The sequence below is a fragment of the Mycolicibacterium brumae genome (genome assembly GCF_025215495.1).
In the GTDB taxonomy this organism is placed as follows: domain Bacteria; phylum Actinomycetota; class Actinomycetes; order Mycobacteriales; family Mycobacteriaceae; genus Mycobacterium; species Mycobacterium brumae.
On sequence record NZ_CP104302.1, the window covers coordinates 3345618 to 3357964 of the forward strand.

Here is a 12347-nt window from a genome sequence, read left to right on the forward strand (position 1 = left end):
TGTCGATTGCTTGCGCCGCGCGCTGAAAATACCATTGCGAGCATGACGATCTGTGACATCGCCGCGGAGCATTGCCGGGCCCCGCACGCCAGCCACACCCAGCATCCGCACTACCCGGCCCCCGCCCGCCAGGCCGCACGGGTCGCGCGCACCCGGCACTACGTGATGGCCCCGCCGACGTACTTCACCGTCGAGTACGCGATCAACCCGTGGATGGACACCGTCAGCGGCGTCGACGCCGAACTGGCGCTGCGGCAGTGGGATTCACTGCGTCAGGCCTACCTCGACCTCGGCCACCGCGTCGACCTGATGAGCCCGGTTCCGGGTCTGCCGGACATGGTGTTCGCGGCCAACGGCGGCACCATCGTCAACGGTTCGGCGGTGCTGGCCCAGTTCAGGTTCCCGCAGCGGGCGGACGAGGCACTGGCCCACGCGGACTGGATGACCGCCGCCGGCCACTCCCCGATCCCGACCTCCGGATTCAACGAGGGCCAGGGCGACATGCTCACCGTCGGGTCGATGATCCTGGCGGGCACCGGTTTTCGCACCGACCACACCGCCCATGGCGAGATCGCGGCGATCACCGGAATGCCGGTGATCAGCCTGCACCTGGTCGACGAGCGGTTCTACCACCTCGACGTCTGCCTGGCCGTCCTCGACGACCACACCATCGCCTACTACCCGCCGGCCTTCGCCCCGGAGTCCCAGGAAGTGCTGCGCACGCTGTTCGCGGACGCCATCGAGGTGTCCGAGGCCGACGCGCTGGCGTTCGGGCTGAACTCGGTGTCCGACGGCAGGAACGTCCTGGTGCCGGCCGCCGCCACCGGATTCGCCCGGCAACTGCGCGACGCCGGATTCGAACCCATCGCCATCGATCTGTCCGAACTGCTCAAGGGCGGCGGATCTGTCAAATGCTGCACATTCGAGGTGTACTCATGACCATCCTGGACAACGTGACTTCCGAGAGCGCGACCCCCAACACCGACGCCGCCATCGAGCTAGAGAGCGGGCATGTGGCGCGCAACTACGCGCCGCTGCCGGTGGTGGCCCACTCCGCCGAGGGCGCGTGGATCACCGACGTTGACGGCCGCCGCTACCTGGACTGCCTGGCCGCCTACTCCGCGGTCAACTTCGGCCACCGCAACCCGGAGATCACCGCGGCCGCGCACGCCCAGCTCGACACCATGACGCTGGCCAGCCGCGCCTTCCACTCCGACCGGCTGGGGCCGTTCGCCGCGGCGCTGGCCAAGCTGGCCGACAAGGACATGGTGCTGCCGATGAACAGCGGCGCCGAGGCCGTGGAGAGCGGCATCAAGGTGGCCCGCAAGTGGGGCGCCGAGGTCAAGGGCGTCCCGGACGGTCAAGCCAATATCGTGGTGGCGGAGAACAACTTCCACGGCCGGACCATCAGCATCGTCAGCTTCTCCTCGGACCCGGTGGCCCGCGGCGGCTTCGGTCCGTACACCCCCGGGTTCCGCAAGGTTCCGTTCGGTGACGCCGACGCGGTGGCCGCCGCCATCGATGAGAACACCGTCGCCGTGCTGCTGGAGCCGATCCAGGGCGAGGCCGGGATCATCGTCCCGCCGGACGACTTCCTGCCCCGGGTGCGTGAGATCTGCACGGCCAACAACGTGCTGATGATCGCCGACGAGATCCAGTCCGGGCTGGCCCGCACCGGCTACACCTTCGCCTGCCAGCGCTGGGGCGTGGTGCCCGACGTGTACCTGCTCGGCAAGGCGCTCGGCGGCGCGGTGGTGCCGCTGTCGGCCGTGGTGGCCAACGCCGATGTGCTCGGCGTGCTCAACCCCGGCGAGCACGGTTCCACCTTCGGTGGCAACCCGCTGGCCACTGCGGTCGGCACGACCGTGGTGAAGATGCTGGCCACCGGCGAGTTCCAGGCCCGCTCCCGCGAGCTCGGCGAGCGGCTGCACGCCGGGCTGCGCGCGCTGATCGGCCAGGGGGTGCTAGCGGTGCGCGGCTTCGGGCTGTGGGCCGGTGTGGACGTCGACCCCGACCTGGGCACCGGCAAGGAGCTCAGCATGGCGCTGGCCCGGCGCGGCATCCTGGTCAAGGACACCCACGGTTCCACGCTGCGGTTCGCCCCGCCGATCGTCATCACCGCCGAGGAGATCGACTGGGCGGTGGGTCAATTGGCCGAGGCGCTGGCGGCGGTTTAGCGAGGCTTGGCGGAGCTTGCGGAGCCAAGTCGAAGCTGGAACCGCCTATCAAGCACCGAGCTCCGGTCCACGTCCTAGTAGTCGACCCCGTCGCGGATGATCGGGCACGTCATGCAGTGCCCGCCGCCGCGGCCGCGCCCGAGTTCAGCGCCGACGATGGTGATCACCTCGATGCCCGCCTTGCGCAACAGCGCATTGGTGTGCGTGTTGCGGTCATAGGCGAACACCACGCCGGGTTCGACGGCGACGAGGTTGTTGCCGCTGTCCCACTGTTGGCGCTCCGAGTCATATTTGGTGCCACCGGTTTTCACCACCCGCAAGGCGGGCAAGCCGAGCGCGGCAGCCACCACGTCCACGAACGGCTTGGTCTCCTCAATCACCTCGACACCTGAGTTCTTGTCACTGGGAACCAGGGTGAACGGCGCGATCCCGTCGACGATTTCGGGGTAGATGGTGACCACGTCCCGGTCGGCGAAGGTGAACACCGTGTCCAAGTGCATCGCCGCGCGCAGCTTGGGCATGCCCGCGACGATGACCTTGTCGGCCGCGCCCCGGGCGAACAATTCTGCCGCGACCTGGGTGATGGCTTGGCGGGACGATCGTTCGCTCATCCCGATCACAACGACGCCGTTGCCCGGTATCAGCACGTCGCCACCCTCCAATGTGGCCATGCCCCAAGACTTTTCCGGGTCACCCCACCACACTTCGGAGCCCACGTAGTCGGGGTGGAACTCATAGATGGCCTTCATCAGCAGCGTCTCGTCGTGGCGCGCGGGCCAGAACAGCGGGTTGAGCGTCAGGCCCCCGTAGATCCAGCAGGTGGTGTCACGGGTGTACAGCGTGTTGGGCAGCGGCGGCATCAGGTACTCGGTGACGCCGGTGTCCTCGCGGGCCAACGCCCGGTAACCCGATTGGATGTCGGCGGGCAGATCGCGGGTGGACATGCCGCCGATCAACAGTTCGGCGAGCCGGCGGGGCTGCAGGGAGTCCAGGAAGCCGCGGGTGTCCTCGACCAGTCCCAGGCCCACTTCGTTGGCCACGATCTTGCGATCCAGCAGCCAGGACTTGGCCTCCGGGATCGCCACCGTCTCGGTGAGCAGATTGTGCAGCTCGACGACCTCGACGTCGCGGTCCCGCAGCTTGTTCATGAAGTCGAAGTGGTCGCGGCGCGCGTTCTGCACCCACAGCACATCGTCGAACAGCAGGTCGTCGCAGTTGGTCGGGGTGAGCCGTTCATGGGCCAAGCCCGGGGAGCACACCAGCACCTTGCGCAGTTTGCCCACTTCGGAGTGCACTCCGTAGGCGTCAGACGGTCTGCTCATGTCCCATTCCCTTCCGATGGCCGACGAACCTACAGGTCGGCGATGATCTGCTGACGTTTCGCGACGTACTCGGCTTCGGAGATCAGGCCGTTGGCGCGCAACTGCTCCAACTCCTGAATCCGCTGCGCGAACGGCAATTTCGGTTCGGCGGGCTCCGGCGCCGGGTTGGTGGGCACGGACTCCCGGGAACGTCCGGCCGCGCGCACCACGTCGGAGACCTGCTGACGCACACTCGGGTTGTCCCGGACGTTGATGACGCCGTTGAAGGGAATGCCGTTGGCCTGCAGGATCCGCAGGATGTCGATCAGCGGTTTGGACTGTCCGGTGAGGTCGTAGGTCCGCCCGTCTTCGGCGAGCGTGAAGGTCGCCGGAACGGCGCCGGCGACCAGGGCGCTGCGGTCCCAGTCGATCCGGAAGCTGCGGTCATCCGGGTCGACCATCACCACCAGCTCCCGGCCGCTGAGCAGCGGCAGCCGGGTGATGGACGCGATCACCCGGTCCTCGACGTCCATGGGCGCCAATCCGGGGGCTTCGATGTGCAGCCGGAGTTTGACCAGCGGCCGGTCGTTGATCTGGGTGTTGGTCTCCTGGATCGAGGTGATCCGCGCCAGCCCCACGATCCCGTTGGCGTCCAGGCGCTCGCTCACCCCGGCCGACCGGGTGAACATGCTGGTGAGCCACAGCGCGACCAGCACATCGCCGGCGGTGACCAGCAAACCGGTCCAGAACATCCACTTCAGCAGCGGGTCGGAGCCCAGCGCGAAGTAGACCGTCAGGAAGATCGGGCCGACGAGCCCGCCGCAGAGCAGCACGGCGGCCTGTGCCTTGAGGTACCGCAGGAACATCGCCCCTCGCTTCGCCGTGGTGATCCGACCGCGTCAGGGTACCGAAGCCCGCCGAGGTCGGCCTCCCCCGCACACAAAAGTGGCGCCCACCGGAGAGGTGAGCGCCACTTTCGCAGCTTGGCTACAAGATCACTTGATGATCTTGGTGACCCGGCCGGCGCCGACGGTGCGGCCGCCTTCGCGGATCGCGAAGCGCAGGCCCTCGTCCATTGCGACGGGCTGGATCAGCTTGACGGAGATGTCGGTGTTGTCACCGGGCATAACCATCTCGGTGCCCTCCGGCAGCGTCACAACACCGGTCACGTCGGTGGTGCGGAAGTAGAACTGCGGACGGTAGTTGTTGAAGAACGGGGTGTGGCGGCCGCCCTCGTCCTTGCTCAGGATGTACACCTGACCCTCGAACTCGGTGTGCGGGGTGGTGGTGCCGGGCTTGACCACAACCTGGCCGCGCTCGACGTCCTCGCGCTTGATGCCGCGGACCAGCAGACCGACGTTGTCGCCGGCCATGCCCTGGTCGAGCAGCTTGCGGAACATCTCCACACCGGTGACGGTGGTCTTGGTGACGGTCGGGCGGATGCCGACGATCTCGACTTCCTCGTTCACGTTGATCACACCGCGCTCGACGCGGCCGGTCACCACGGTGCCACGACCGGTGATGGTGAACACGTCCTCGACGGGCATCAGGAACGGCTTGTCGGTCTCGCGGACCGGGTCCGGGATGTTCTCGTCGGCGGCGTCCATCAGATCCTCGACGGACTTGACCCACTGCGGGTCGCCCTCGAGGGCCTTCAGCGCGGACACCCGGATGACCGGGGCGTCCTCGTCGAAGTCCTGGCCGGCCAGCAGTTCGCGGACCTCCATCTCGACGAGCTCCAGCAGCTCCTCGTCGTCGACCATGTCGGACTTGTTCAGCGCGACCAGGATGTAGGGCACGCCGACCTGGCGGGCCAGCAGCACGTGCTCGCGGGTCTGCGGCATCGGGCCGTCGGTCGCGGCGACCACCAGGATCGCGCCGTCCATCTGAGCGGCGCCGGTGATCATGTTCTTGATGTAGTCGGCGTGGCCGGGGGCGTCGACGTGCGCGTAGTGGCGCTTGTCAGTCTGGTACTCCACGTGGGAGATGTTGATGGTGATACCGCGCTGACGCTCTTCGGGCGCATTGTCGATCTGGTCGAATGCGCGCGACTCGTTCAAATCGGGGTACTTGTCGTGCAGAACCTTGGTGATAGCCGCGGTCAGCGTGGTCTTGCCGTGGTCAACGTGACCGATGGTCCCGATGTTGACGTGCGGCTTCGTCCGCTCGAACTTCGCCTTCGCCACTTTTGTCCTCCTGGACTGTTGGTGCTTCTGGTTAAAGCAGGGGTTGATTTATTGGGTTGTCAGCCGGGTTAGCAGAGTAGTCCACCGCCCCGAATGGGCTTACTCGCCCGTCGCCTTCGCGTTGCCCATGGCTACGGCTCCGGACTCGCTCGCTACGCTCACTCGCCCGTCGCCTTCGCGATGATCTCCTTCGACACGTTCGCGGGGACTTCCGCATACGAGTCGAACACCATGGAGTAGTTCGCCCGGCCCTGGGTCTTCGACCGGAGGTCGCCGACGTAGCCGAACATCTCCGACAGCGGAACCTGCGCCTTGACGACACGGGCGCCGCTGCGTTCCTCCATGGCCTGGATCTGGCCACGGCGGGAGTTCAGGTCGCCGATCACGTCGCCCATGTAGTCCTCGGGCGTGGTGACCTCGACGGCCATGAGGGGCTCCAGGATGACCGGCTGCGCAGCGTTGGCAGCCTTCTTCAGGGCCTGGGAACCGGCGATCTTGAAGGCCATTTCCGAGGAGTCGACGTCGTGGTAGGCGCCGTCGAGCAGGGTGACCTTGACGTTCACCAGCGGGTAGCCGGCCAGCACGCCGTACTGCATGGCGTCCTGGGCGCCGGCGTCCACCGACGGGATGTACTCGCGCGGGATGCGGCCGCCGGTGACCTTGTTCTCGAACTCGTAGGTCGCGCCGTCTTCGCCGACGAACGGCTCCAGCGTGATCTGCACCTTCGCGAACTGGCCCGACCCACCGGTCTGCTTCTTGTGGGTGAACTCGACGTTCTCGACCTTCTTGCGGATGGTCTCGCGGTAGGCCACCTGCGGCTTGCCGACGTTGGCCTCGACCTTGAACTCGCGGCGCATACGGTCCACCAGGATGTCCAGGTGCAGCTCGCCCATGCCGCCGATGACGGTCTGGCCGGTCTCCTGGTCCAGGTGCACCTTGAAGGTGGGGTCCTCTTCGGAGAGCTTCTGGATCGCGGTGCCCAGCTTCTCCTGGTCGCTCTTGGTCTTGGGCTCGATGGCCACCTCGATCACCGGATCGGGGAAGGTCATCGACTCCAGCACGATCTGATGGTTCGGATCGCACAGGGTGTCACCGGTGGTGGTGTCCTTGAGGCCGATGACCGCGTAGATATGGCCGACGGAGGCGGAATCGACCGGGTTCTCCTTGTTGGCGTGCATCTGGAACAGCTTGCCCAGACGCTCCTTCTTGCCCTTGGTGGAGTTGACCACCGAGGAGCCGGAGTCGACCTTGCCGGAGTACACCCGAATGTAGGTCAGCTTGCCGAAGAACGGGTGCACGGCGATCTTGAACGCCAGCGCGGAGAACGGCTCGTCGATCGACGGCTTCCGGCTGATGATCTCGTCTTCCTTGCCGGGCACGTGGCCCTCGGCGGCGGGGACGTCCAGCGGGGTCGGCAGGTAGTCGACGACGGCGTCGAGCATGGGCTGAACGCCCTTGTTCTTGAACGCCGAGCCGCACAGCACCGGGTAGATCTCGGAGGTGACGGTGAGCTTGCGGATGCCGGCCTTGATCTCCTCGACGGTCAGTTCCTCGCCACCGAGGTACTTCTCCATCAGGTCGTCGTCGGCTTCGGCGACGACCTCGAGCAGCTTGGTCCGGTACTCCTCGACCTTGTCAGCCAGGTCCGCGGGGATCTCGACGACCTCGTACTTCTCGCCCATCTTGGTCTCGCCGCGCCACACCTTGGCGACCATCTCGACCAGGTCGACGACGCCCTCGAAGTCGTTCTCGGCGCCGATCGGCAGCTGGATCGGGATGGCGCGGGCGCCGAGGCGCTCTTCCATGGTGCGCACCGAGAAGTAGAAGTCGGCGCCCAGCTTGTCCATCTTGTTGACGAAACAGATGCGCGGGACGTCGTACTTGTCGGCCTGACGCCAGACCTGCTCGGACTGCGGCTCGACGCCTTCCTTGCCGTCGAACACCGCCACGGCGCCGTCGAGCACGCGCAGCGAGCGCTCCACCTCGACGGTGAAGTCGACGTGCCCGGGGGTGTCGATGATGTTGATCTGGGTGCCGTTCCAGAAACAGGTCACCGCGGCGGAGGTGATGGTGATGCCGCGCTCCTGCTCCTGTTCCATCCAGTCGGTGGTGGAGGCGCCGTCGTGGGTCTCACCGATCTTGTAGTTGACCCCGGTGTAGAACAGGATCCGTTCGGTGGTGGTGGTCTTGCCGGCGTCGATGTGCGCCATGATGCCGATGTTGCGGACCTTGCTCAGGTCGGTGAGCACCTCTTGTGCCACGCTAAATTCCCACTCTTTCGCTTCGTAGATTCATCTGCTGATCCACACCTGGCTCATCGCCGGGCGTGATCACCAGCGGTAGTGCGCAAAGGCGCGGTTGGCCTCGGCCATCTTGTGGGTGTCCTCACGCCGCTTGACGGAGGCGCCCAGGCCGTTGCTGGCGTCGAGGATCTCGTTGGCGAGACGCTCGATCATGGTCTTCTCGCGGCGAGCCCGCGAGAAGCTGACCAGCCAGCGCAGCGCCAGCGTGGTGGAGCGGTCCGGACGGACCTCGACCGGCACCTGGTAGGTGGCGCCACCGACGCGGCGGCTGCGGACCTCGAGGCTCGGCTTGACGTTGTCCAGCGCGCGCTTGAGGGTGATGACCGGATCGGTGCCGGTCTTGTCCCGGGCCTGCTCCATCGCGCCGTAGACGATGCGCTCGGCGGTGGACTTCTTGCCGTCCAGCAGGATCTTGTTGACCAGCTGGGTCACCAGCTGCGAACCGTAGACCGGATCGTTGACCAGGGGGCGCTTCGGCGCCGGGCCCTTGCGCGGCATTAGCTCTTCTCCTTCTTGGCGCCGTAGCGGCTACGGGCCTGCTTGCGGTTCTTCACACCCTGGGTGTCGAGCGAACCGCGGATGATCTTGTAACGCACACCCGGCAGGTCCTTCACACGACCACCGCGCACCAGCACCATCGAGTGCTCCTGCAGGTTGTGGCCTTCGCCGGGGATGTAAGCGGTGACCTCAACGCCACTGGTCAGCCGCACACGGGCGACCTTGCGAAGCGCCGAGTTCGGCTTCTTCGGGGTGGTGGTGTACACGCGGGTGCACACGCCACGGCGCTGCGGGCTGCCCTTCAGCGCCGCGGTCTTCACCTTCGTCGCCTTGTCGTGGCGGCCCTTGCGGACCAGCTGGTTGATGGTTGGCATTTACCGGCTTCCTGTGTTGCTACTTCTTCGAGGTCTTGCTTTGAGGTCTCTGTACTGCGGTTATGGCCCCGGTCTCGTAACCCGCGACCGGGCGTGTCGGGCGCACCCGCGCCAAGAAACTGATCTAGATTCTCGACGTGGCACACGCGAATTCGCCCGACGGCGCACCTCACCGCTGACAGGCAGCGGCGTGCGCGCCTGGTGGCCAGGCACGAGCTACTACCATACCCGCCCGCGGCGCTGCAGGTCAAAGCGCGCCAACAGGGCCTCCCAACTGCGGAAACGCCGAGTCGTCAGGCCTTCTCGGCAACGATTGTAGGCGTAGGCTGCCCGCCATGCCCGGCCTCGGCGTCCGCACCTTCGCGCCCGCGGTGATCGCGGTCACAATCTGCGGGCTGGCCGGCTGCGGCGGCGTCGGCCCGGGCGCCGACGACCACGGCGAGCCCGGCAGCGCCATCAGCTACTCCCCGATGGGCACCACCATGACCATCGACTGCGGGTCGGGGCGTTCGCTGTCGGTCGGCGGCTCCAACAACAAGCTGACCGTCACCGGCGCCTGCGCCGATGTGGAGATCACCGGCAGCGACAATCGGCTCACCGTGGACAAGATCACCGGCCGGGTGTCGACCGGCGGGGTGAACAACACCGTGACCTACCGCGACGGGAACCCCACCGTGAGCGACACCGGTGGCGGGAACACCGTCCGGCGGGGTTGATCGGCGGGCACTTCACGGTGTTGCTGGTGGGTCACGCGTGACACAGGTGGCTCCGCGCGGGTGGGAGTCGCCGCGTGCGTCTCCCTCAGCGCGGAACTGGCCGCGGCGGCTGGTGCCGCGCGGTCCGTTTCGGCACGAAATCCCGATCGAGTGGCCGGATTCGGCACAAGAACGCCCGCGAGCGGCCCGATAGAGCACGAGCGCTCCATGGTGTCCGCTGCGTGGGAAGCCATCCTGGGCTTTTGTGTGCATCGTTGGCCACTCGAGCAGAAACGGGCCGTTCGTGGGCCTATCCCCGCAGCATTGGGGTTAATCGGCGGGCGCCCCGTGCCGGCCGGCGCCCTGGGCGAAGCGTTTCGCGCCAGCCAGCGATTCCGGCGCGACGGCGGCCAGGCTGGCGAATTCGGCGACCAGCGCGTCCGGCTCGGCCATCCCCCACTGGCCGAGCGCCGAGGCACGGTCGGCGCGCAGACAACCCTGCGGCAACCCGGCCAGCTCGGCGGCGAGCGCCTCCGCGGCGGCGCGGGCCTGCCCGGGCGGAACCACCCGGTTGGCCAGCCCGATGGCCAGCGCCTCCTGCGCGTCCACAGCGCGGCCCGTGAGGATCAGGTCCATCGCGCGGGATCCCCCGATCAGCCGGGGCAGCCGGACGGTGCCGCCGTCGATCAGCGGCACCCCCCAGCGCCGGCAGAACACCCCAAACACGGCGTCGGACTCGACGACCCGCAGGTCGCACCACAGCGCGAGTTCCAGCCCGCCGGCCACCGCGTGCCCGCTGACGGCGGCGATCACCGGTTTGGACAGCGTCATCCGGGTCGGGCCCATCGGTCCGGGCCCGTCGGGTTCGACGCGGTTGCTCTCGGGGCCGCCCATCGCCTTGAGATCCGCGCCGGAACAGAACGTGCCGCCGTCACCGGCCAGCACCGCCACGGCGGCGGTGTCGTCGGCGTCGAAGGCGGCGAATGCGTCGTGCAGCGCGGCGGCGGTGGGGCCGTCGACGGCGTTGCGGGCGTGCGGCCGCGACAGGATGACCGTGGTCACCGGGCCGTCGCGCTCCACCCGAACCGTCACAGCGCCCATGAGTTCGCTCCTCCGCAGGACTCGTCCCTCGTCCCGCATCGTCGACTCACAGCGCCCATGAGTTCGCTCCTCCGCAGGACTCGTCCCTCGTCCCGCATCGTCGACTCACAGTCGCTCGCCGCCCGGGCTCAGCGCCGAGCCCTCGAACGGGTTCCAGGACACGCTGCGCTGCGTGACGTGCAGGTAGTAGGCCCAGTTGGCGGTCACCAGCCCGATCGCACCGGCGACCAGATTCGCCCACTGGTTGGGCCAGCCGGCCGCGGACAATCCCAGCGCGGCGGCGATGTTCAGCGCCAGCAGCGTCAGGCCCTTGCGCCACATGCCCTTGATGAAGAAGTAGATCGGGCTGAACAGCAACGCCCACAGGTTGAACCGCATCAGGAACCGGCTCCAGAAGTCCAGCTGCTGCGCCGCGGCGCGGGCGTTCTGCGAGGCGGGGTGCCCGAACTTGTCGTAGAACTTGAATCGGGCCTGCCAGATCGGCGGCAGGCCGGCGTACTTCTCGGACCAATCGGGCATTTCTGAAGGTTAGCTGTCAGCCGCATGCGCCTCGGGCCGACGCCCGGGCGGCCGGTGGCTGGTCATCCCCTCGAACGGGTTCCAGGACTCACTGCGGAATCGGACCTGCAGGTAGTAGCACCAGTTCGCGGTCAGCAGCGCGATCATCGGCACCACGAAGTTCAGCGCACGGTCGATCGCTCCGCCGAAGTCGGTGTAGGCCACCACTACGCCCAGCGCCAAGCCGAGTCCGAGCAGGCTCAAGCCCTTCCGCCACATGCCCTTGGCGAAGAAGTACAGCGGCCCGAACAGAGCGGCCAGGAAGTTCCCGCTGATCCGCATCCGGGTTCCGAATGGCAGCGCCTTGAACGCCTGCTGTGCCTCCGGTGAGGAGTTCGGCGTGCCGTAGGCGTCGTAGAAGGCGAACCGCCGGCGCCAGATGTCGGCGAGTCCGGCGTCCTCGGCCGGTTGATCCGTCCAGTCGCGGTGCGGCTCGGTCATGGCGTCGAGGCTAGCCGCCGGGCGAAGTCGGCGGCGAATTCCCGGTAGGCCGCCCGCAGCTGGTCCCCCGGCCAATCGGGGGGCAGCAGCGCGGTCGGCAGCACCGGGTCGGTGAGCAGGTGGCGCACGATGGCGGCGGCGACGGCGAACCGGGCGGGAACGTCGTCGGCGCGCGACAACGCGGCCAGCAGGTCTCGGCCGCGCCCCGCCCAGCCGTCGAGGTCCCACAGCGCGGCGGCCAACGCGGCCGGGTCGTCGTCGCGCGCCGACAGCACCCGCGCCCGCCCGGCCAGGTCGTCGAAACCGGAATCCTCGAGGTTCGCCGGGCGCAGCCACACCCCCTCGCGCAGTTCGCCGAACCGGGCCTGACGCAGCCGCGCGCGTAGGTCCGCGCGGGACCGGGCGTCGGCGCCGACGGCGGTGATCACCAGCGTGGTCCAGCTGCCGTCCCAGTCCCGCAGGGACGGTTCCAGGGCGGCGTCCTGGCGGCGCTGCCGTGCCAGCAATCGGTCGGCGAGCCGGTAGCCGTCGTCGGCGCGGATCAGGTCCCCGGCGGCCTCCATCCGGCTCAGCGCCACCCGCAGGGTGGACTCCCGGATGCCGAAGTCGCGGGTCAGCCGGATCAGTTCAGCAGCCGTCGCCGAGGCGGGGTGCGCGCCGAGCAGCACCGACAGCACCACCGACCGCGCGGTGAGCCGGCGGGTCCCGGGCAC

At 67.8% G+C, this 12347-nt stretch carries 13 protein-coding genes; 3 read left to right on the forward strand and 10 right to left on the reverse strand.

Annotated elements, in window-relative coordinates; translation table 11 throughout:
- The first annotated feature begins 165 nt into the window (after nt 1-165).
- Both ddaH and rocD read left to right on the forward strand, forming a co-directional pair.
- Nucleotides 166-939, forward strand: coding sequence for a dimethylargininase (gene ddaH, locus L2Z93_RS16310; RefSeq protein ID WP_234786114.1), 774 nt, complete (start codon nt 166-168; stop codon nt 937-939).
- A complete protein-coding gene (rocD, locus tag L2Z93_RS16315; RefSeq protein ID WP_090588354.1) occupies nt 936-2177 on the forward strand; it encodes an ornithine--oxo-acid transaminase in 1242 nt (413 codons plus the stop codon). Before ddaH ends, rocD begins: the two co-directional genes overlap by 4 nt.
- A 74-nt stretch (nt 2178-2251) precedes the next feature.
- On the opposite strand, the gene arcA is transcribed toward rocD, so the two are convergent.
- The 6 genes from arcA to rpsL form a co-directional block, all read right to left on the reverse strand.
- Nucleotides 2252-3499 carry an arginine deiminase gene (arcA, locus tag L2Z93_RS16320; protein WP_090588357.1) on the reverse strand — a complete coding sequence of 416 codons (1248 nt, stop codon included), beginning with the start codon at nt 3497-3499 and terminating at the stop codon, nt 2252-2254.
- A gap of 29 nt (nt 3500-3528) precedes the next feature.
- Entirely contained in the window at nt 3529-4344 is an 816-nt protein-coding gene (locus L2Z93_RS16325) for an SHOCT domain-containing protein (protein WP_090588359.1), read from the reverse strand.
- A gap of 129 nt (nt 4345-4473) precedes the next feature.
- On the reverse strand, nt 4474-5664 hold the full coding sequence (gene tuf / locus L2Z93_RS16330) for an elongation factor Tu (protein WP_090588362.1): 1191 nt from the start codon (nt 5662-5664) through the stop codon (nt 4474-4476).
- Nucleotides 5665-5822: 158 nt separating this feature from the next.
- Nucleotides 5823-7925, reverse strand: a complete 2103-nt coding sequence (gene fusA / locus L2Z93_RS16335; RefSeq protein ID WP_090588365.1) for an elongation factor G — start codon at nt 7923-7925, stop codon at nt 5823-5825.
- A gap of 69 nt (nt 7926-7994) precedes the next feature.
- A complete protein-coding gene (gene rpsG / locus L2Z93_RS16340) occupies nt 7995-8465 on the reverse strand; it encodes a 30S ribosomal protein S7 (protein ID WP_090588369.1) in 471 nt (156 codons plus the stop codon).
- Nucleotides 8465-8839 carry a 30S ribosomal protein S12 gene (gene rpsL, locus L2Z93_RS16345; protein WP_090588371.1) on the reverse strand — a complete coding sequence of 125 codons (375 nt, stop codon included), beginning with the start codon at nt 8837-8839 and terminating at the stop codon, nt 8465-8467. Before rpsL ends, rpsG begins: the two co-directional genes overlap by 1 nt.
- Nucleotides 8840-9174: 335 nt before the next feature.
- Here rpsL and L2Z93_RS16350 point away from each other — a divergent pair, with 335 nt between their 5' ends.
- Nucleotides 9175-9555: a DUF3060 domain-containing protein gene (locus L2Z93_RS16350; protein WP_090588374.1), complete on the forward strand. Its 381-nt coding sequence runs from the start codon at nt 9175-9177 to the stop codon at nt 9553-9555.
- Nucleotides 9556-9864: 309 nt separating this feature from the next.
- On the opposite strand, the gene L2Z93_RS16355 is transcribed toward L2Z93_RS16350, so the two are convergent.
- The 4 genes from L2Z93_RS16355 to L2Z93_RS16370 form a co-directional block, all read right to left on the reverse strand.
- A complete protein-coding gene (locus L2Z93_RS16355; RefSeq protein WP_090588377.1) occupies nt 9865-10635 on the reverse strand; it encodes a crotonase/enoyl-CoA hydratase family protein in 771 nt (256 codons plus the stop codon).
- A gap of 105 nt (nt 10636-10740) precedes the next feature.
- The gene (locus L2Z93_RS16360) at nt 10741-11154 is read right to left on the reverse strand and encodes a DUF2628 domain-containing protein (protein WP_234786090.1); all 414 of its coding nucleotides are present in this window, start codon (nt 11152-11154) and stop codon (nt 10741-10743) included.
- 9 nt (nt 11155-11163) lie between these two features.
- Complete coding sequence (locus L2Z93_RS16365; protein WP_090588380.1) at nt 11164-11634, reverse strand: DUF2628 domain-containing protein; 471 nt, start codon at nt 11632-11634, stop codon at nt 11164-11166.
- On the reverse strand, nt 11631-12347 hold the full coding sequence (locus tag L2Z93_RS16370) for a PaaX family transcriptional regulator C-terminal domain-containing protein (RefSeq protein ID WP_090588881.1): 717 nt from the start codon (nt 12345-12347) through the stop codon (nt 11631-11633). The genes L2Z93_RS16365 and L2Z93_RS16370 overlap by 4 nt, the downstream gene beginning before the upstream one ends.